Source organism: Cucumibacter marinus DSM 18995 (genome assembly GCF_000429865.1).
Taxonomy (GTDB): Bacteria; Pseudomonadota; Alphaproteobacteria; order Rhizobiales; family Devosiaceae; genus Cucumibacter; species Cucumibacter marinus.
Window position 1 is genome coordinate 141,600 of the sequence record NZ_AUCR01000009.1, and the last position, 19,187, is coordinate 160,786.

19 protein-coding genes are annotated in these 19,187 nt (G+C 62.3%); 7 read left to right on the forward strand and 12 right to left on the reverse strand.

Annotated elements, in window-relative coordinates:
- Nucleotides 1-6 precede the first annotated feature (6 nt).
- Both flgK and G489_RS0106760 read right to left on the reverse strand, forming a co-directional pair.
- On the reverse strand, nt 7-1,857 hold the full coding sequence (gene flgK, locus G489_RS0106755) for a flagellar hook-associated protein FlgK (RefSeq protein WP_029040899.1): 1,851 nt from the start codon (nt 1,855-1,857) through the stop codon (nt 7-9).
- A 69-nt stretch (nt 1,858-1,926) separates the two neighbouring features.
- Nucleotides 1,927-3,300 (reverse strand): flagellar hook protein FlgE, encoded by a 1,374-nt coding sequence (locus G489_RS0106760; protein ID WP_029040900.1) that lies wholly within the window; start codon nt 3,298-3,300, stop codon nt 1,927-1,929.
- 260 nt (nt 3,301-3,560) lie between these two features.
- On the opposite strand from G489_RS0106760, the gene G489_RS0106765 reads away from it, so the two are divergent.
- The 4 genes from G489_RS0106765 to G489_RS0106780 all read left to right on the forward strand — a co-directional run bounded on the left by G489_RS0106765 (nt 3,561) and on the right by G489_RS0106780 (nt 8,029).
- Nucleotides 3,561-4,430 (forward strand): hypothetical protein, encoded by an 870-nt coding sequence (locus G489_RS0106765; protein ID WP_029040901.1) that lies wholly within the window; start codon nt 3,561-3,563, stop codon nt 4,428-4,430.
- Between the two features lie 75 nt (nt 4,431-4,505).
- Nucleotides 4,506-5,435, forward strand: a complete 930-nt coding sequence (locus G489_RS0106770) for a homoserine O-succinyltransferase (RefSeq protein WP_029040902.1) — start codon at nt 4,506-4,508, stop codon at nt 5,433-5,435.
- A gap of 105 nt (nt 5,436-5,540) precedes the next feature.
- On the forward strand, nt 5,541-6,986 hold the full coding sequence (locus G489_RS0106775) for a YcjX family GTP-binding protein (RefSeq protein WP_029040903.1): 1,446 nt from the start codon (nt 5,541-5,543) through the stop codon (nt 6,984-6,986).
- Entirely contained in the window at nt 6,983-8,029 is a 1,047-nt protein-coding gene (locus G489_RS0106780; RefSeq protein WP_029040904.1) for a YcjF family protein, read from the forward strand. Before G489_RS0106775 ends, G489_RS0106780 begins: the two co-directional genes overlap by 4 nt.
- Before the next feature lie 36 nt (nt 8,030-8,065).
- Here the strand turns inward: G489_RS0106780 and G489_RS0106785 are convergent, their stop codons facing one another.
- The 3 genes from G489_RS0106785 to chrA form a co-directional block, all read right to left on the reverse strand.
- The gene (locus G489_RS0106785; protein ID WP_029040905.1) at nt 8,066-8,824 is read right to left on the reverse strand and encodes an EAL domain-containing protein; all 759 of its coding nucleotides are present in this window, start codon (nt 8,822-8,824) and stop codon (nt 8,066-8,068) included.
- A 71-nt stretch (nt 8,825-8,895) separates the two neighbouring features.
- The gene (locus tag G489_RS0106790) at nt 8,896-9,510 is read right to left on the reverse strand and encodes a LysE family translocator (protein ID WP_029040906.1); all 615 of its coding nucleotides are present in this window, start codon (nt 9,508-9,510) and stop codon (nt 8,896-8,898) included.
- A gap of 71 nt (nt 9,511-9,581) precedes the next feature.
- The gene (gene chrA, locus G489_RS0106795; protein ID WP_029040907.1) at nt 9,582-10,799 is read right to left on the reverse strand and encodes a chromate efflux transporter; all 1,218 of its coding nucleotides are present in this window, start codon (nt 10,797-10,799) and stop codon (nt 9,582-9,584) included.
- A 101-nt stretch (nt 10,800-10,900) separates the two neighbouring features.
- Between chrA and G489_RS0106800 the strand changes: the two genes are divergently transcribed.
- Nucleotides 10,901-12,106, forward strand: coding sequence for an MFS transporter (locus G489_RS0106800; protein ID WP_029040908.1), 1,206 nt, complete (start codon nt 10,901-10,903; stop codon nt 12,104-12,106).
- Between the two features lie 1,044 nt (nt 12,107-13,150).
- On the opposite strand, the gene G489_RS0106805 is transcribed toward G489_RS0106800, so the two are convergent.
- The 4 genes from G489_RS0106805 to G489_RS0106820 form a co-directional block, all read right to left on the reverse strand.
- Nucleotides 13,151-14,191, reverse strand: a complete 1,041-nt coding sequence (locus G489_RS0106805; RefSeq protein WP_029040909.1) for a succinylglutamate desuccinylase/aspartoacylase family protein — start codon at nt 14,189-14,191, stop codon at nt 13,151-13,153.
- Complete coding sequence (gene rimK / locus G489_RS0106810; RefSeq protein ID WP_029040910.1) at nt 14,192-15,097, reverse strand: 30S ribosomal protein S6--L-glutamate ligase; 906 nt, start codon at nt 15,095-15,097, stop codon at nt 14,192-14,194.
- Between the two features lie 12 nt (nt 15,098-15,109).
- Nucleotides 15,110-15,592, reverse strand: a complete 483-nt coding sequence (locus tag G489_RS19435) for an ATP-dependent zinc protease family protein (RefSeq protein ID WP_210162586.1) — start codon at nt 15,590-15,592, stop codon at nt 15,110-15,112.
- Between the two features lie 96 nt (nt 15,593-15,688).
- The gene (locus tag G489_RS0106820; protein ID WP_029040911.1) at nt 15,689-16,081 is read right to left on the reverse strand and encodes an SRPBCC domain-containing protein; all 393 of its coding nucleotides are present in this window, start codon (nt 16,079-16,081) and stop codon (nt 15,689-15,691) included.
- A gap of 101 nt (nt 16,082-16,182) precedes the next feature.
- Between G489_RS0106820 and G489_RS0106825 the strand changes: the two genes are divergently transcribed.
- Nucleotides 16,183-16,524, forward strand: a complete 342-nt coding sequence (locus G489_RS0106825) for an ArsR/SmtB family transcription factor (RefSeq protein WP_029040912.1) — start codon at nt 16,183-16,185, stop codon at nt 16,522-16,524.
- A gap of 30 nt (nt 16,525-16,554) precedes the next feature.
- Complete coding sequence (locus G489_RS0106830; RefSeq protein WP_035871829.1) at nt 16,555-16,983, forward strand: SRPBCC family protein; 429 nt, start codon at nt 16,555-16,557, stop codon at nt 16,981-16,983.
- A 6-nt stretch (nt 16,984-16,989) separates the two neighbouring features.
- Here the strand turns inward: G489_RS0106830 and G489_RS19440 are convergent, their stop codons facing one another.
- The 3 genes from G489_RS19440 to G489_RS0106845 are packed head-to-tail and all read right to left on the reverse strand — an operon-like array spanning nt 16,990 to nt 19,187.
- A complete protein-coding gene (locus tag G489_RS19440) occupies nt 16,990-17,802 on the reverse strand; it encodes a hypothetical protein (RefSeq protein WP_035871830.1) in 813 nt (270 codons plus the stop codon).
- 24 nt (nt 17,803-17,826) lie between these two features.
- Nucleotides 17,827-18,159 (reverse strand): 2Fe-2S iron-sulfur cluster-binding protein, encoded by a 333-nt coding sequence (locus G489_RS0106840; protein WP_029040914.1) that lies wholly within the window; start codon nt 18,157-18,159, stop codon nt 17,827-17,829.
- Nucleotides 18,159-19,187, reverse strand: a complete 1,029-nt coding sequence (locus G489_RS0106845) for an NAD(P)/FAD-dependent oxidoreductase (RefSeq protein ID WP_029040915.1) — start codon at nt 19,185-19,187, stop codon at nt 18,159-18,161. Before G489_RS0106845 ends, G489_RS0106840 begins: the two co-directional genes overlap by 1 nt.

Below are 19,187 nucleotides of genomic sequence, written 5' to 3' on the forward strand. Positions count from 1 at the left end.
CTGCTCCTAGATAGACAACAGCGTGTCGATCAGTTCTTTGGCGATGGCCACGACCCGGGCATTCGCGGCATATGAATTCTGCAACTCGATCAGCCGCGCCATCTCGGTATCCACGTCGACCCCGAACGCCTCTTCCTGCCGCAGGGACAGCGATTCCATCACCATGTTCTGGGCGTCCGCATTCTGCTGCGTCGCCTGGACCTGGTTGCCCTGGTAGTTGATCGTCTGCTCGATCAGGGTGCGCACATTGCCCGACAGCTTGGCGTTGATCTGCGACAGCCCGGTGTCGGTCGAGGCTTCGAAGGTCGCACTGCTCAACCTGTCGAGCAGGAAGTTGGGCCGCGTATTGTCGCCGGCCGCGGTTCCAGCATCATATTTGACCAGGAGCGAGTTGTTGTTGAGGACAGACTGGTTCACCTGGATCCGGGCCGCGAAACCCAACCGCTGTGTGGAGCCGTCAAGACTGCCCGTATAGGCAGTGCTGGTGCCGTCGGTGAACAGCGGCATCGCCGAGGTTCCGTCCTGCGCGCCGGTCACCGTATAGCTCGAGGAAAGCGAATTGACGTCCGTCGTCGCCCCTGCCCCATCGTCGAGGATCTGGATGGTGTCGCCGGACGGATTACTGACCGATATCCCGGCCCCAAGCGCGGTATCGAGCGCGGATGCCACAGCCCCGATCCCGCCGGAAAAATCAAGCCCGATAGTCCGCACGCCGTCCGCGTCGGTTTCATCGAGCGGCAGCTTGGCCGGATCGTCAATCCGCACCACCCGCACGGTCTTGTCGTCACCGCTTTCGGTGTAGTTGAGGGTGAAGCTGTTGCCCGGCTGAATCGTCGACAGGTCGAGTTCGAACCCGTCCGCCCCGCCGCTCGAGACGGCCGTGCCATCCTCGCTCGTTGTCGAAAGCGAAGCGGAAAGACCGGCCGCAATCTCATCGAGCTGTGCCTGCGCCTCGACAAGCGTGTTGTCGCGCAAATCGACCAGAGCGGCCAGACGGCCCGACTGAAGCACGTTCTGGCTGACCAGATCGAGCGCGAGACCAGACGGCGTCCGAAGGGTCAGCGTGCCAACCCCGTTTTCGTTAGGATCACGATTGAACAGCGAGTGCGGCGACAGATTGCCGGCATTCTCGAACTCGAAGATCGAAGCTTCCACATCAAGCAGGCCGATGCCCGACTTGGTCGTGACATTCACCGTGCCGTTGTTCTCGTTGTAGGCCACCCGGACGTCGATCACATCCGACACCGAGGTCAACAGGCGATCGCGCTCGTCGAGCAGCGCCATACGTGAACCATCGTCACGCGAGGTATCGACCAGCTGCTCGTTGATGCGCTGCAGGGCCGAGAGATTGCGGTTGAGATCGGCCACATGGCTCGAAATCTGCGCTTCGGTCTCGCGCCGCATCTCCTGAACGGAATTCGACAAATAATTGAGATTGCCGGCCAGGGTCTGGGCCCGCGAGACCACTTCGGAGCGGGCAGCAAAGTCTTCAGGGCTGGCCGCGAGATTGGTGAGCGAGTTCTCGAAGTTCGAATACTGGGTGTCGAGCGAATTCACATCACCCGGCTTGCCGAACAGCAACTCCAGCCGCGACATGAACTCGGCCGTTGCGCCGGTGGCACCGGCGCGCCCGGTTTCGGTCAGGATCTGGGACTGGAGCGATTGAGAGAAGGCGCGGTCGATCCCCGCGAGCCGTACATGTGAGCTGCCGCTGCCATTGACCTCGGACAACACCAGCGACTGCCGGTGATAGCCCGGCGTGCCGGAATTGGCGACGTTGCGGCTGAGGATATCGAGGCCCTGCTGACTTGTCCGCATGCCGGACAAGGCATTGGTAAGCGTTACGCCCAGGCTCATCTTCGCGCTCCGTGAAAAGGGGCGCGGTCCGGTTTTCTACCTATCACCGGACCGCCATTCTGCAGTCCGTTACCGGACCATGTTGAGGGCTTCTTGCAACATCTCATCAGAAGTCGAGACGATCCGGGTCCCCGCAGCATAGGCCTGCTGGGTTACGATCAGCTTAGTGAATTCTTCAGAAATGTCGGTATTGGAGTTCTCAAGCGCAGACCCCACGATCGAGGCGTCGGTGGAGATAATTGCATCCCCAGAGTCCGTGGTCGCCGCGAAGATGCCGCCATCGAGCCGCCTGAGCTGGTTCACGGCGTTGAAGTCGGCAGTGATGACCTGCGCCAGTTCGACCTGCTGGTCGTTCGAATAGCTGGCCACGATCCGGCCTTCGGAGTTCACCTCGACGGCCACGAATTCACCGGCAGCATACCCGTTCTGGTTGAGCTGGGTGACCTGCGCGGTGCCGTTGGCATCGGAGAACTGGGTCACGCCGCTATTGCCGTGGCGGACCGTGACATCGCCCAGGTCGATCCCGTTGACCGACATCGAGTTCAATGTCGTTTCGGAGATCCCCGGGTTCAGGGAGCCATCCGGGTCGAACACATAGTCCGAGCCCGCATTCACCCAGGCCGTATCCGTGCCCGTCGCATCAGCATCGGTGAGATAGAACATGTTCCAGGTATCGGAACCGCCATTCTCGACGCTGTCGGTCTTGGCCCAGCGCACCTGCACGTTCACCTGCGCGCCGTTGTCGGCATAGACCGAGATGGCACCACCGGCGATGGACTGCTCGAGGAAGGTCGGGACGTCATCGCCCTGCACCACTTCCGCCCCGCCCGCTGTCGGGTCGACGGCATAGTCGCCAGGCACCAGCAGCTCCGAATTCGCCACCGAGGCATCATAGGCCGCCGGCTTGGGCAGCTGGGGCAGGTTGAGCTTGTAGTTGATCTGCGAGGTTCCCACAGCCGGCAGGAATTCGTTCGACAGCTGGATCACTTCAGGCACTGAACCGGAGATGTTGCCGGTGGCTGGATCGATGGGAAGCCCCTTGAGGAAGAACCCTGCCCCGTTGACCAGATAACCATCCTTGTTGACGTCGAAATCGCCGCGGCGGGTAAAGTAGTCGACCCCGGAGAACACGGCGTTGCCGTCATTGTTGCCGATCTGCTGGTCAACGACGAAGAAGCCGTCGCCATTGATCGCCATGTTGGTCGCGCGGGCGGAACCAATGATATCGCCGCGGTCGTCATTGGTCGCGCGAGACTGCGCAAGCACCGCACCGGCCACCTGCCGCTTCGGGGGCGCCTCGGGGATCAGATCGACAAAGTCGGTCTCGATCCGCTTGTAGCCCGTGGTTTGCGAGTTGGCGATGTTGCCCGAGATGTGCTCGAGGGCGAAGGACTGCGCCTTAAGGCCAGTCACCGCCGTCGCCAGAGCCCCATAAATACCCATTCATTCGTCTCCTTCATCGAGCGGCCTCCAGGGGCCGCACCTCCGCCCGCTTCGATGCAAGGCCAATGCCAAACCGCTAAATCCTTGATTTATATACAAAGTGATATTCTCAACCGGGCCAACAGGGGGCGGTTTCGGCAAGAGATTCCGCGTTACAGGGCAACTTCTGCCGGGATACACACATGCTCGGTATCCTTGTGGCCCTTGCTTGCCGCAAAGCGCAAAACTGGCTATGAGCCGGGCGAAAGGTTTGAGGTGCCATGCTTTTTGACAGCCCCGATGATTTCGAGAGTCTCGACCGCAAGGCAGTGACCCTTTTCGGCATGTCGGGCGTGGGCAAGACCCACCTCGCCGACAGGCTGCGCAAGGACCGCTGGTTCCACTTCTCGGTCGACTATCGCATCGGCACGCGGCACATGGGCGAGTTCATCGTCGACAACTTCAAGCGCGAAGCGATGAAGAACCCCTTCCTCGCCCAACTTCTGCGTTCGGATTCGATCTACATTTCTTCGAACATCACCTTCGCCAACCTCGACCCGCTCTCGACCTATCTCGGCCGGCCGGGCGATCCGGACAAGGGCGGGCTGCAATTCGAGGAATACAAGCGCCGCCAGGAGCAGCACCGGGTTGCCGAGATCTATGCCCTCAACGACATTCCCTATTTTATCGGGCGCGCCAAGGAGCTCTACGGCTACGACAATTTCGTTGCCGATACGGGCGGCTCGCTGATTGAGGTCTTGGACCCGTTCGACGCAGGGGACCCGCTCGTCACCATGCTGGCGGACAACACGGTGATCGTGCAGATCAAGGGCTCCGAAGAGGACGCCCAGAACCTCGTCGACCGGTTCAAGAAGAGCCCCAAGCCGATGTATTACCGTCCAGACCTGCTCGAGCAGAAATGGGCCGAGTTCAAACAGGCCCATGGCGTCGATCACGACGACGATGTCGATCCGGATGCTTTTGGTGCCTGGGGCTTCGAAGCGATCCTGCGCGACCGCGAGCCGCGATATCAGGCTCTGGCCGACAATTATGGCTACACCGTTTCCTCGGCCGATGTGGCAACCGTGCGCGACCATGACGATTTTCTGGGGCTCATGCGCAAGGCGATCCGCGAGCGCGCGACGCGCTAGGATCGCCTTTTTGGAATTGAACCCCATATAGTTTGAGATCGCGCCGGAAAATCGGCCAGCACAAAGGGCCAAGCCATGCCCATCAAGATTCCCGACCACCTGCCCGCCCGCCAGACGCTTGAGGCCGAGGGCATCAACATCATGGATTCGACCCGCGCCGCGCGCCAGGACATCCGGCCGCTGCAAATCGGGCTTTTGAACCTGATGCCCAACAAGCAGCGCACCGAAACCCAGTTCGCACGCCTGATCGCAGCGTCCCCGCTGCAGGTCGAACTCACTCTTGTGCGCATCACCGACCACAAGTCGAAATCGACCCCCGAAGAGTACCTCTCAACCTTCTATTCGACCTGGGAAGAAGTGCGGAACCGCAAGTTCGACGGCTTCATCGTCACCGGTGCGCCGATCGCCCATCTGCCCTTCGAGGAAGTGCGCTACTGGCCCGAGATGATCGAGATCATGGACTGGACCCAGACCCATGTTCATTCGACCATGTTCATCTGTTGGGGCGTGCAGGCCGCGCTTTACCACTTTTATGGTGCCAGCCGGAAACGGCGGGAAAACAAAGCGTTCGGCGTCTACAGGCACAAGAACATCAAGCCGAACTCGCCCTTCCTGCGCGGGTTCTCCGATGATTTTGCCGTGCCTGTTTCGCGATACAACGATATCGACCGTGACACCCTGCCCAAGGGCGACGGGCTCGAAATCCTGATCGACAGCGACGAGATCGGACCCTGCATGCTCGAGGACCCCTCGCGACGCTCGCTATTCATGCTCAATCACCTCGAATATGACAGCACATCGCTGCAGGAAGAGTATGAGCGCGACAGGAAGGCGGGGCTCGATACGGCGCCGCCGGTCAACTATTTCCCGGACAACGATCCGACGAAAAAGCCGCGCAACATCTGGCGTTCGCACGCGCATCTTCTGTTCCAGAACTGGATCAACGAGATGTATCAGACGACGCACTACGACATCGAAAAGATCGGCACGCCGAACGAAGACTGATCCAGCGGGCCGGCCCCACCTCCGGGGCCGGTCCCTTGTGCTTGGCCGCAAAACACCTAACTGTGTGAACACACGCGGCAATTCTGCCCCGCCACCAGGAGCGTCATGGCCCAGCGCCCCACCAACTGGCTCGACGAGATCGGCATCGCCGCCGAGAACCTCAGGGATTCTGCAGGCGGCATGTTTACCCCCACGATCCGGCTCGGGGTGACCGGGCTGAGCCGGGCCGGCAAGACGATCTTCATCACCTCCCTGGTGCATAACCTGATCGCCGGCACCCGCATGCCGCTGTTTGGCGCCATGGCCGAAGGCCGGCTGATTGGTGCGCAGCTGGCCGAGCAGCCCGACGATCAGGTGCCGCGTTTTGCCTATGAGAAGCACCTTGAGGACCTGACCGGTCCCGACCCGCAATGGCCGGCCTCCACCTCGCGCGTGGCGGAGCTTCGTCTCACCCTCAGATACCAGTCGGCCAGCTGGCTTGGCGCCATGACTGGTCCGCGCGCCGTCCATCTCGACATCGTCGATTATCCCGGCGAATGGCTGCTCGACCTTCCCTTGCTGACCAAGAACTATGCCGAATGGTCCGCCGAAGCGCTGGGGCTGGCCCGCAACCCGCCGCGCCTCAAGCTGGCCGGAGACTGGCTCAAGGCCGTCGAGAGCGCAGATCCGCAAGCCGAAGCGACCGACACCGCCGCAGAAGGCCTGGCCGCAGCGTTTACCGGCTATCTGCGCGCCTGCCGGGCCGACGAGCACGGATTGTCGACCCTGCCGCCGGGCCGGTTCCTGATGCCCGGCGAGATGGAAGGCTCCCCCGCCCTCACCTTCTGTCCGCTCCCCGAGCCTGATGAGACGCCGCGCTCCAACACCCTCTATGCGATGATGGAAAGGCGTTACGAGGCCTATAAGCGCCACGTGGTGAAACCCTTCTTCCGCGACCACTTCGCCCGGCTCGACCGCCAGATCGTGCTGGTCGATGCGCTCAGTGCCCTCAACGCGGGGCCTGCCGCCGTTCGCGATCTCGAAACGGCGCTGACCGATATTCTGCGCTGCTTCCGCGTCGGGGACAGCAACCCGATCAGCCAGCTCCTGACCCGCCGGATCGACCGCATCCTGTTTGCGGCCACCAAGGCAGACCTGTTGCATCACACATCTCATGACCGGCTCGAAGCGTTGCTGGGCCGGCTGGTCGACGATGCCGCCAAGCGCGCCAAGTTCTCCGGCGCCCGTACTGAGGCCATCGCCCTGTCCTCGGTCCGCGCCACTCGCGAAGGCACGGTCAAGCATGAAGGCGAAACCCTGCCCTGCATCATTGGGCGCCCGCGGCAAGGCGAAGAACTCGAAGGCCACACCTATGACGGCAAGGAGGAAATCGCCTTCTTTCCCGGCGACTTGCCGCAAAACCCGGAATCACTTTTTCAGGCCGCCGAAGCTGTCTCGGCACTCAAATTCCTGCGCTTCCGCCCGCCGGTCCGTGACGCCCGCACAAGTCCTCTGCCCCATATCCGCCTCGACCGCGCGACCGAGTTCCTGCTGGGAGACCGCCTGAAATGACCCGCAAGCCCGTCGCCAAATCGCTCAACCCGGCCGAGCCGGAAAAAGAAGCCGGTGAAAAGCGCGGGCCGGTGGCCTTTACCCCCGACCTCGCCGAGCAGCCTAGCGCAGCCCCGGGCCCCGTGGATAACATCGTGGCCGAGGAGGTCTCGACCAACGCGCTGCGGCCCAAAGGGTCGTTCTGGGGGCGCCTTTTCTGGGGAGCCCTGGGCCTGCTGGTTTCTCTTGGCCTCGGCCTGATGGCTGAACGGCTGATCCGCGATCTCTTCTCGCGCTATGAAGCGCTCGGCTGGATCGGGCTCGGGCTGCTGGCGGTCGTCCTGCTCGCTGGACTTGTCTTTGTCGGACGCGAGATCGTCGCGATCTTCCGGCTACGTCACCTCGCCAAGCTTCAAGCCGACAGCCGCAAGGCGCACGAGGCGGACGACATCGAGGGCGCCAAGGCCGTTACGGGCGATCTGACCGATCTCTATGCAGGCCGCCCAGACCTGGCCCGGGCTCGCGAAACCTTTCTCGGCGACAAACCCGGCGTTTTCGACGGTGCCGCGCTGATCGGGCTGGCCGAACGCGACCTGCTCACTCCAATCGACCATCGCGCCCGCGCCCGCATCGCCTCTTCTGCACGCCGCATTGCCCTGGTTACCGCGGTCAGCCCCCGCGCCCTGGTCGACATTGCATTCGTCATCTACGAAAGCGCCCGTCTCGCCCGGCACATCGCCACGCTCTATGGCGGCCGTCCGGGCTTTTTCGGCAGCCTGCGTCTCGCTCGCGCAGTGCTCGGGCACCTGGTGATCACAGGCGGGCTGGCGCTTGGCGAAGGCGTGATCGAGGAGTTGCTCGGTCAGGGCCTCACGGCACGGCTGTCTGCAAGGCTCGGTGAAGGCCTGATCAACGGCATGATGACCGTGCGCGTCGGCATCGCAGCCATGCAGGTCACCCGGCCCATTCCCTTCACGACCACCCAGCCGCCCAACGTTCGCGAGTTCATGGCGGAACTCGCCAAGGTCACCAAAAAGGCGGAACCACAAAGCCGCGCTTCCTAGCGCAGGCGAGGTGAAGCAAATCCCGGGGGAAACGCCTTAGCTGGCATATCCGGCGGGAACGGAAAAAGTCTCGACCTCGGGTCGGGAAAACCAGTAGCCCTGAAACAGGCGGACCCCGGCATGCCGCAGGCTGTCGAACTCCGCCTCGGTTTCGATCCCTTCGGCAATCACCTCGATCTCCAACTGTCCTGCCATAGACATCAATCCGGCGATGATGGCCTGCTTCGGGGGCGAGTCGGCGATATCCCTGATCAGGGCCATGTCGATCTTGATGATATCGGGCTGGAACTGTGCCAACAGGTTGAGTCCCGAATAACCCGCGCCGAAATCATCGATCGCGGTGACAAATCCGATCTTTTGATAGGCCGCAATGATGCGCTTGAGATGGTTCGTATCAGCGATCTGCTCGTCCTCGGTGAATTCGAACATGATCCGGCGCGGATCGAACCCTACCTTGTAGGCAGCCTTGAGCGACGACTGTATGCAGGCCATCGGCTCATATACGGCATTGGGCAGGAAGTTGATCGAAACCCGCGCCTGACTGTCTGCAGGCAGTCTTTCGCCGGCCAGTTCGATGGCCTTCACGCGGCAAGCCTGATCGAAGGCATAGCGGTTGGCCTCGGTCACCTGTGACAGCACCGCGCCCGCACCTTCGCCATTGATGCCGCGCACCAGCGCCTCGTAGGCCCAGACATTGCCTTCGGAAGCATCAACGATCGGCTGAAACGCCATCGTGAATTCGATGGGAAAGGGCTTTCCATCCCGGCAGCCCGCGCATTGAACCTTTTGCGCCATTTTCGACCTCATTTGTAAGGCCGACAGACTAGCCAAAGCCCGTTAACAAGCGCTGGACGGCGTGACGATTTCTAGCCCTTGGCCACGATATAGGCTGCAGCACCCGCCATCGCCGCTGCCGCACCGCGATTGAGGCCCTTGAGCGCCCTCGGATTGGTCAGGAAAGAACGGGCCTTTGACGCAAGCGCGACATAGGGCAGACCGACAATCGCCAGCACGATGACGGCGATCACCGCCAATTCGGCGAACTCCACCAAGCCGACAGCGTTGAGATCGACCACCGTCGGCAACAGCGCCATGTAGAAGATAATCGCCTTGGGATTGCCGAGCGTGATGAAGTAGCCGGACAAGAAGCTCGGCCAGAACCGGCTGCCGGACTGATTGTCGATCTTGGCCGGATCGATCCCCGCATGCCAGAAATGCCAGGCCAGCCAGACCAGATAGGCGGCCCCTGCAAGCTTGATCACCAGGAACACGCCCGAAAACGTCTTCGCCACGACAGCCAGGCCGAGTACGGCAAGCGTCAAAAACGTGATGTCACCGAACATGAGGCCAATGAGAAAGAACCCGGCCGGTCGGAAACCGGAGCCCAATGCCTTGCCCACAAGCGCGGCAATCCCCGGACCGGGGATGGCGGCCGCAATACCGAGCGCGATGGCAAAGGGAAGATAGGCGGTCAGTGACATGATCGACATCCGGATGGGGGTGCGCCAGGAAGTCTGGCTCCCTTTTCCGCTACTCTCTTTTCACAACATGGTCAAACCCAGCCGAGCGCCGTAATCGCAGCACCGCCCGTAGCGCCCAGGATAACCACAAGCCAGGGTGCCAACTTCCACCACCGCAAGAGCGCGAACAGGGCCACGGCCAACGCCAGATGTGCCCCAACCTGCACGCCGGCTGTGAAGACCGGCGAATAGAATGCCGCGCCCAGAACGCCGACCACGGCGGCATTGACACCGGCCAGTGCCTGCCGCGCCCGAGTGACCTTTCTCAATCGCGCCCAGAACGGCAGCAGTCCGACCACAAGGAAGGCTGAAGGCAGAAAGACCGCGACAAGGCACAGCGCCGCGCCCAACACCCCCGAAGGTGCCGGCCCGGTAACCGCGCCGAGATAGGCCGCGAAGCTGAAGAGCGGTCCCGGCACGGCCTGTGCCGCACCATAGCCGGCGAGGAAGGCATCGGGCGTCACCCAGCCGGACCCGACCACCTCGGCCTGCAGCAGCGGCAGCACCACATGCCCGCCCCCGAACACGAGCGCCCCGGCGCGATAAAAGGAATCGAAATAGGTTACGGCCTGGTCGCTGGTCGCAAGGGCCAGCAGCGGCAGGCCGCCGAGCAGCACGAAGAAACCCGCAAGGCCGATCACCCCTGCCCGGCGAGAGACGGGAACGGCAAATTCGGCATCGCTGTCACCGGCCTGCGCCTTAAGCCAGACCAGCCCGGCAACGGCGCCGATCAAGATCACACCAAGCTGGGTGACCGGCGTCGGCCAGATCAGCAGCACCATCGCAGCGATCGCGGCAATCGAGGCCCGTTCCCGGTCGGGCGCCAGGCTGCGCGCCATGTCCCAGAGCGCATTGGCGACCACCGCAACCGCGGCCAGCTTGAGCCCCGTCAACCAGCCGCCTGAACTGATATCGCCAAAGGCGACAACGCCGAGCCCGAACCCCGCCAGTACGATGGCAGACGGCAGCGTGAAGCCAAGCCAGGCCGCCAGCGCCCCGGCATAGCCGCCGCGCATCAGCCCCAGCCCCATGCCAACCTGGCTCGAGGCCGGACCCGGCATGAACTGGCAAAGCGCGACGAGATCGGCATAGGCCGCGTCACTGAGCCAGCGGCGGCGCTCGACAAAGGCGGTGCGGAAATACCCCAGATGGGCGACCGGCCCGCCGAAGCTCGTCAGCCCCAGGACGAAGAATGCTTTGAGGATCTCGGTGAACGAGCCTTTGGCAGCGCTATCGGTATTCTCGCTCATATCACCCCTGTCGGATCGCCGGCACTGTTCCGGCAAAACGTAACAACTTCATGACACTATCCGCGCTTGACCCCCGTGGGGACCGGGCGTAGACCCACCCGATGAAAACGCCCGCACCGATGAGCGAACGACTGCGCTCGCCTTTTGCCCTCTTGTTGCTGATGTCGATCGCCCTGCAGCTTGGTTTTGCGGCATGGACGGGTGTTGTCTACAATTTCGCCGAAGCCGAGGGCGGGCTCAACGGCGCCGATATCGGTCTGCAGCAGACCATTCGGGAAATCCCCGGTTTCCTGTCCTTCGCGGCGGTCTTCTTTCTCCTCGTTTTCCGCGAACAGACCTTTGCGCTGGTTTCACTGGCCCTGCTCGGTCTCGGCGTCGCGATTACCGGCTACTTCCCCAGCCTTACCGGCCTGTTGATCACCACCTTCATCATGTCGCTGGGTTTCCATTACTACGAGACCGTCAACCAGTCCCTGCAGATGCAGTGGCTGCCCAAGGAAACCGCACCGCGCCAGCTTGGCGTATTGCTTGCCGCCAGTTCGGTCGGGCAACTCGTTGTGTTCGTGCTGATCATCCTCCTGTGGGAATGGATGAACTGGTCCTATCGCGACCTGTTCCTGTTCTTCGGCGTGGTGACGCTGGTGCTCGTCGCGTTCATGGCTGTCTGGTTCCCCCGTTTCCCCGACGGGGTTCTCCAGCACAAGAAGCTGATCCTGCGAAAGCGCTACTGGCTATACTATCTCCTCACCTTTTTCTCCGGCGCCCGACGCCAGATCTTCGTCGTTTTCGCCGCCTGGATGATGATCGAGCGCTTCGGCTATGAAGTGCATCAGGTCTCGATCCTGTTCCTCATCAATGTCGGCTTCAACATGCTGTTCGCCCCGTATATCGGCGGGCTGATCGGCCGGTTCGGGGAACGCGCCGCGCTGAGCTTTGAGTATATCGGGCTGATCCTCGTCTTCGTCGCCTATGCCTTTGTCTGGGATCCGGTATTCGGCGCCGCGCTCTATGTCATCGACCATTTCTTTTTCGCGCTGGCCATCGCCATGAAGACCTATTTCCAGAAGATCGCCGACCCGGCGGACTTCGCGCCGACCTCCTCTGTGGCGTTCACCATCAACCACATCGCAGCCGTCATTATCCCGGTCACCTTCGGGCTTCTCTGGCTGGCCAGCCCCGCTGCCGTGTTTCTCGCCGGCGCGGCCATGGCTGCCTGCTCTCTGGCCGCCGCCCAGCTCATCCCCCGCCTCCCCGCGCCGGGCAACGAAACCACGCTCTCCGCCCGGGTCGCCAAGCCGGCGGAGTAAGGGCATCCGGGGACAGGGCGGCTGGCTGAGCGTGGCATTGCACTGGCTCCAATTCCCGACCTCATCCTGAGGCGGGAGCGCCACCGGCCCGACCCTCGAAGGGTGAGACGGAAACGCGATCGCTCAATTGGGGCGATGGCCCGTCGAACGCGCGTAGAGCTATGCTCGAAGGGCTGGAGGGCCACTGGGTTTGTCCATTCGCTGGCCATCCACCCTCGCCCTTCGAGGCTCGGCTACGCCTCGCACCTCAGGGTGAGGGCTTGGTTTTAGGGCACCCCGACAGGCCCGGCAGACTTGTGTCTCCAAGGTTCGAACAGGTAGAGCGGGAGTGGGACGCGGAACGTCTCATCCGTAAACGAATAGAAGCGAGGCGCACCGCGTCCCACTCACCCGGGGTTTTGGGCTTGGACTGCGGCAACGGGCTGGGGTCAATCCCCGCCATGTTTCCACGGTACGCCGCCGCCTTGACGGCAGCCGGCTCCGGCGTTCAACGCTTCCAAAGGTCCACTGGACCTTTGGATCAGGCTGCGCCTGACCGCGCCTCACTTTGGCCTCCGCTGGAGCGACCTCCATCGGACCCGGACCCAGACCTGCCTGACCGTTCGTCGCGACCACGCTCAATCGCAAGCTGGTCAGGGGAGGATAATCGGGTGCGAGAGGGCGGGGATAAGTTCGATCCGGCCCGAAAGGCAAAATCAGTCCGGTGGACTGATTTGAGGTGAGAAGGCCATGAGAGCTACGCTCGAATGGCGGAAACACCACCCCCACCCATCCTCCCCCGTCAAGGGGGAGGTGACATTGGGGCCAGCTCATTGTTCCTTCAACTCCATCCGTGAAGTGGGCACAGCCCAGACCCTCCCCCAACGCGGGGAGGGTGGACCGGCATAGCCGGGCCGGGTGGGGGGCATACGCCAACCACGCCCACGCCCTTCGTGGTTCGACAAGCTCACCATGAGGGCTCGGGATGACGGTGGAGGGGTTGGCAACGGGGTGGCCAAACAAACCGCGTCGGTGCCACCAAGCCCTGCCCGCGCCACCACACGTCTAGATGATTTCGTCCTCGTCATAGAGCGGGTCGGCGGCAAGTTCCTTTTCGATCCGCTCCATATGGTCGGCCATGTCGAGTTTCTGGACCTGAGCGATATGGAACAGACCATCGCCCTGGTTGACGACAGGCAACCGCGTGCGCCCGATGATCAAGCCGCCATATTTCGCCACCACTTCGAATTCGGTTTCACCGAAAGGGTCGGAAACCATGCCGATCACGTCACCTTCTGCAACGCTGTCGCCGCACGCCTTGTACATCCGCAGAATGCCGCCCTCGGGCGCCCGCACCCAGTAGGAATTCCGTGAAAGGGACGGAAGCATCTTGGATTGGCGCACCGCGCTTGCCGGCACCATGCCGAGGGCACGCATGACCCGCAAAACACCGGAAACCCCGACCCGAATGGCGACTTCGTCGAAGCGGAGCCCCTCGCCTGCCTCGTAGAGGAGAACCTTTGTGCCGACTTCGAGGGCCGACTGGCGCATCGACCCCTCCCGCAGCGGCGCCTTGAGAATGACCGGCGCCCCGAATGACTTGGCCAGTTCGAACAACTGGCCATTGTCTTCGGTAATGCGGATCTGGGGCAGGTTTTCCCGGTGTACCGCCGCCGAATGAAGATCGATCCCCACATCGGCGCGCGCCACGATTTCGCGCATGAAGGTTTCCGCGAGTTGCGCGGCCAAAGACCCCGAGGAACTGCCGGGAAAGGCGCGATTGAGGTCGCGCCGGTCCGGCAGGTAACGCGAATGGCTCAAAAAGCCATAGGCGTTGACGATCGGCACGGCAATCAGCGTGCCGCGTACCCTGTTCATCACCGGCGCGCTCAACAGCCGCCGGATGATCTCCACCCCGATGATCTCGTCGCCATGCACAGCCGCTGACACGAACATCACCGGCCCGGGCTTCTGCCCATGGATCACATGCGCGGACATGTGCATGGGCAAATGGTTCGACATGAAGCCGATCTGGATATTCACCGTCTGCCGGCCGCCGGGGCGGACCGACACATTGCCGACACGGAACGGCTTCGCCTTGTCCATTCAGCCGCGCCCCTTGGTGCGGGTCTTGCCCGGCTTGTAGGTGCGTTCGAGATGCTCGATGATCTTGCCGGCCACGTCGAGCCCGGTGGCATTCTCCATGCCTTCGAGCCCCGGTGAGGAGTTGACCTCCATTACCACCGGACCGTCCTTGGCGCGCAGCATGTCGACACCGCAGACATTGAGCCCGAGCGATTTGGCGGCCTTGACCGCGGTCGCGCGCTCCTGCGGGGTGATCTTGACCGCCGCTGCCGTTCCGCCCCGGTGCAAATTGGAGCGGAAATCCCCTTCTGCACCGGTGCGCTTCATCGAGGCGATAACCTTGCCCCCGATGACGAAGGCGCGGATATCGCTGCCCCCGGCCTCCTTGATGAACTCCTGCACCAGGATATCGACATTGGCACCGCGGAACGCCTCGACGACCGATTTGGCCGATCTCTTGGTGTCCGCGAGCACGACACCGATCCCCTGGGTCCCTTCAAGCAGCTTTATGACGACCGGCGCATCACCGGCGATCTGCAGTACTTCCTCGGTCACCTTCGGATCGCGGGCAAAAGCAGTCACCGGCAGGCCGACCCCGTCACGGGCCAGCAACTGCATCGAGCGCAACTTGTCGCGCGAGCGGCCGATCGCCACCGATTCATTGAGCGGATAGACGCCCATCATCTCGAACTGGCGCAGAACCGCGAGCCCGTAAAAGGTAATGGACGAGCCGATACGCGGAATGACAGCATCGAACCCGGTAAGCTTCTGACCGTTGTAATGCACCTCCGGTCGTCGCGAGGTGATGTTCATGTAACATCGCAGCGTGTTTATGATCTGGATCTCGTGGCCGCGTTGTTCCGCGGCCTCCACCAGCCTCTTGTGCGAGTAAAGGTCCGGGTTGCGCGCCAGCATGGCGATCTTCATATCGGGCCTCGTTTATTTGGGCATTGTCGGGTGAACCGGCTGAGGGCCCACCGGCTCCCCTGCAAGGAACGAGTGGCCCGGGTCCACGGTGATGCCGCGCCGCACGATGGCGGTACGACCGAGTATCAGATCGAATCCCATATTCGAGCGGTCTGCAAGTGACACTTCGATGAGCCAGCGCCGCTCCCCCATCACCAGACGGGTCGCAATGATGTACCGGTTCTCGGGTTTTCCACTTGTGTTCTTGATCGCGCGCACGCCCACAAGCCGCGCTGAGCACTGGATTCGGCGCTTCTCTGCCTTGAGCGGAACTTCGAAATGGATGATCTGCGGATCGTCCGCATCGATGCGCATTTTCTCGGCGTGCAGGGCCGAAGTCCGCGCGCCGGTATCGATCTTGGCCTTGATCCGGTCGATACCGATCCGGGGCAAACCCACCATTTCCCGCCAGCCAATTTGCTGGCTCGACCTTGTTGGCGCTGCCTTGGGGCTCACACGATCACCTTGAATCACCGTTGGTTTCGGCGATCATCGGGCAAAGCGCGGTCCCATGCAATCACAGCCCCATGCAATCAGTTGCGTGCAACCCGGTCAGCCGCCATTGGCGAGCATGGCCTTCATCGGTTCCCAATACATTTGCGACCAGCCCCCTTCGAGCATTTCAGTCGCTTCAGCCGGATGCCCGGCCTGGTCGAAGGCGATTTTGGTGCCCTCTCCGCCATCGCTGAGCTCGAACCGCACAATCGAATACACACCCGGCGGCCAGGCCGCAGAGCGCCAGGCCTGCACCACACGGGTGCCGGGCACCAGTTCGACATTGCGCGCCTCGATATCGCCGCCGAACAGGGACACGGCCCCGCCTTCGTCCGGCGAGATATCCGCGGCACGACCGCCGGTCATTTCGGCGAACTTGTCCGAACTCATGAGAATATCGAAAACCGCCCGCGGCGCCGCGGGAATGGTCACGTCCTGATGAATGCTCACACGTCTCTCCTGTCAATGTTCAACTGAATGGTTGAATGTTGACACCCAAACAACGCGCAGGCTAATTGTCAACCATATAGTTGAATGTTAAGCCGAAGACCGTGACCACGACCACCACCAACCGCGACGACCAGCTCGATCTCATCTTTCACGCGCTGGCCAACCGCACCCGCCGCGCCCTGCTGGCTCTTTTGGCCAAGGGCCCGTCGCGGGTGACCGATCTCGCCGAACCCTTCGGGGTCTCCCTCAACGCCATTTCCAAGCACCTTGCGGTCCTCGAAAAGGCCGGGCTGGTCAGCCGCCGGATCGATGGGCGGGTGCACCATTGCGCACTCGTTGCCGATCCCATGGCCAGCGCCGGCGAATGGATCGCGGCGTATGAACGGTTCTGGTCCGCACGGCTCGACAGCTTTGTCGACTATGTCGAAAACGAAATGGACTGAACCACTTCCCGCCAAAACCGGAATCTCTTGATGAGCGAAACCATCCATATGCGCCGTCTCGTGCGCGCCCCGCGCCCCCGGGTCTTCGAGGCCTGGACAAGGGCCGAGCACATCACCCGCTGGTGGGGGCCGGGAGAGGTCACCTGCCCGCATGCTGAGGTCGACCTGAGCGTGGGTGGTCGCTACCGGATCGACAATCGTGAGCCCGACGGCACCATCATCACCATCACCGGCACCTATGAGGAGATCGAAGAGCCCAACCGCCTGGTCTATTCCTGGTTCCTTGGCGAAACGCCCGACAAGGATAGCGGTACCCGGGTGACCGTGGAGTTCAACGAGCACGATGAAGGCACCGAAGTGGTGGTGACCCATGAACGGCTGCCCGACATCCCGACCCGCGACATGCATGCCCAGGGCTGGGCCGGCTGCCTCGACGGGCTGGTCGCCTATTTCGACTAGTCCCGCCTAAAGCGTATCGGGCCGCACCAACCGCCAGTCCCGCGCCGGGCCGCTCACTTCGATGACGATGTCGAATCCCGCATCGTCCTCGATCAGCCGGCGGGTGATGCGCTCGTAATTGGCAACGAAGGCGACGATCCGGTCTTCGAGGTCTTCAGGCGGCGAAAGTCCCTTGTCGCGATAGTTCGAGACTTCCTGTTCGATCCGCCAGCGGATGACCATGTCGAAACTGGCCGGCTTGAGCAGCACAGAGCTGTCGAACCGGTCGAAAAAGGCGCGGTAGTCCCCGGCAAGCCGCGCATTGGCATAGCGCCGCCAGACTTCACCGGCGTCTTGTTCCCGCTCAAGCGAATTGAGGGGCACGCTGAGGCCTGCATCGGGTACCGGGCGGGCATTCATGCACCAGCCCTCGACCACGATCACCGATGGACGCCCCGAAAACCGGCCCCACTGCGCCGGCGGCAGGGTGTCGTCGGTGATCTTGTCGAAACGCCGCAACAACGTCTGGGCGCCCTCGCCTGCTGCGCTCAGCGTATCGATGGCAACGGACAACGCCTGGATGTCGTGAGTGCCGGGCACGCCGCGCGTCGCGAGCAGCGGATGCACCTCTTCCGCCAAAGCCGCGCGTTGGGCCTTGGTCAGGTAGTAATCGTCGAGCGAGAGGATGGCGACGCGCCCCGCGCTGCGCTCTTCAATCTGCTGGCTGAGATAGGACTTGCCGATCCCCTGCCCGCCGGCAAGCCCGAGCAGGAACGGACGGCCGCCTTCACCGGGGGGCCGAGAAACGATCCAGTCAATCAGGCGATCGCGAAGCGACATGTCCGGGCCCCGCGCTGCGCGGCCTCAGGCCGCCGCCGTTTCCGGCTTGGCGGAGGGAGCAAGACGCACTTTGAGGCCGTCGAGTTCCTCGCTCATCAGGATCTGGCAGGACAGGCGCGAATTCGGCTCCACATCGGGCACGGTGTCGAGCATGTCCTCTTCCTCGTCGCTCGCCTCATGCAGCTTGGGCAACCATTCGGGATCGACAAAGACGTGGCAGGTGGCACAGGAACACGCCCCGCCGCATTCGGCCTTGATCGGCAATTCCCAGTCGCGGATGACTTCCATCACCCGCCAGCCTTCGAGTGCCTCCAATTCGTGCTCTACCCCGTCATGGTCGGTCACGAAGATCTTCATCAGGCAACCCCGAGTTTCTTCTGCAATTTGGTCGAAGAGGTCGTGTACTGGAAGACCACTTTCTCATCCGGGTGCACGATCCGCTTGGCGGCCTGGGCCATCAGCGCGGCTTCATGAAAGCCGGAAAGGATCAGCTTGAGCTTGCCCGGATAGGAATTGATGTCACCGATCGCATAGATGCCGGGCACCGAAGTCTCGAACTTCTCGGTATCGACCGAAATCAGGTTCTCGTGAAGGTTGAGCCCCCAATCGGCGACCGGACCAAGCTTCATGGTCAGCCCGAAGAAGGGCAGAAGCCGAGTGGCGTGGATGATCTGCTCACCGTCGCCGGTCTTGATGTGGACCGACTGAAGCTGTCCGTCTTCCCCCTGCAACGAACCGATCTGGCCGAGCACGAAGTTGATTTTCCCTTCGTCCGCCAGCGCCCGCATCTTGTTGACCGAATCCGGGTGGGCCCGGAACGCGTCACGCCGGTGCACAAGGGTCAGAGATTTGGCGATGGGCTGCAGGTTCAAGGTCCAGTCGAGCGCCGAATCCCCGCCCCCGACAATCAACAGGTCCTGATCGCGGAAATCGTCCATCCGACGGACCGAATAAAAGACCGATTTGCCCTCATATTCCTCGATGCCCGGCACCGGCGGACGCTTGGGCTGGAACGAGCCACCGCCTGCAGCAATCACCACGACCTTGGTCCGGAACACTTCGCCTTCATCGGTGGTGACGACGAACGAGCCATCATCGAGCTTCTCGAGCCCGGTCACCATGCGGTTGAAGTGATAGACAGGCCCGAACGGTTCGGCCTGCTTGATCAGATTGTCAGTCAGTTCCTGACCCGAAATCTCCGGGAAACCGGGAATGTCGTAGATCGGCTTTTCCGGGTAGAGCTCGGCGCACTGCCCGCCGGGACGGTCGAGGATGTCGATCACATGGCATTTGAGGTCCAAAAGACCCAGTTCGAAGATCGCGAAAAGCCCAACGGGGCCCCCGCCAATGATCACCACATCCGTGACGGTCTCGTTTACGCTCAT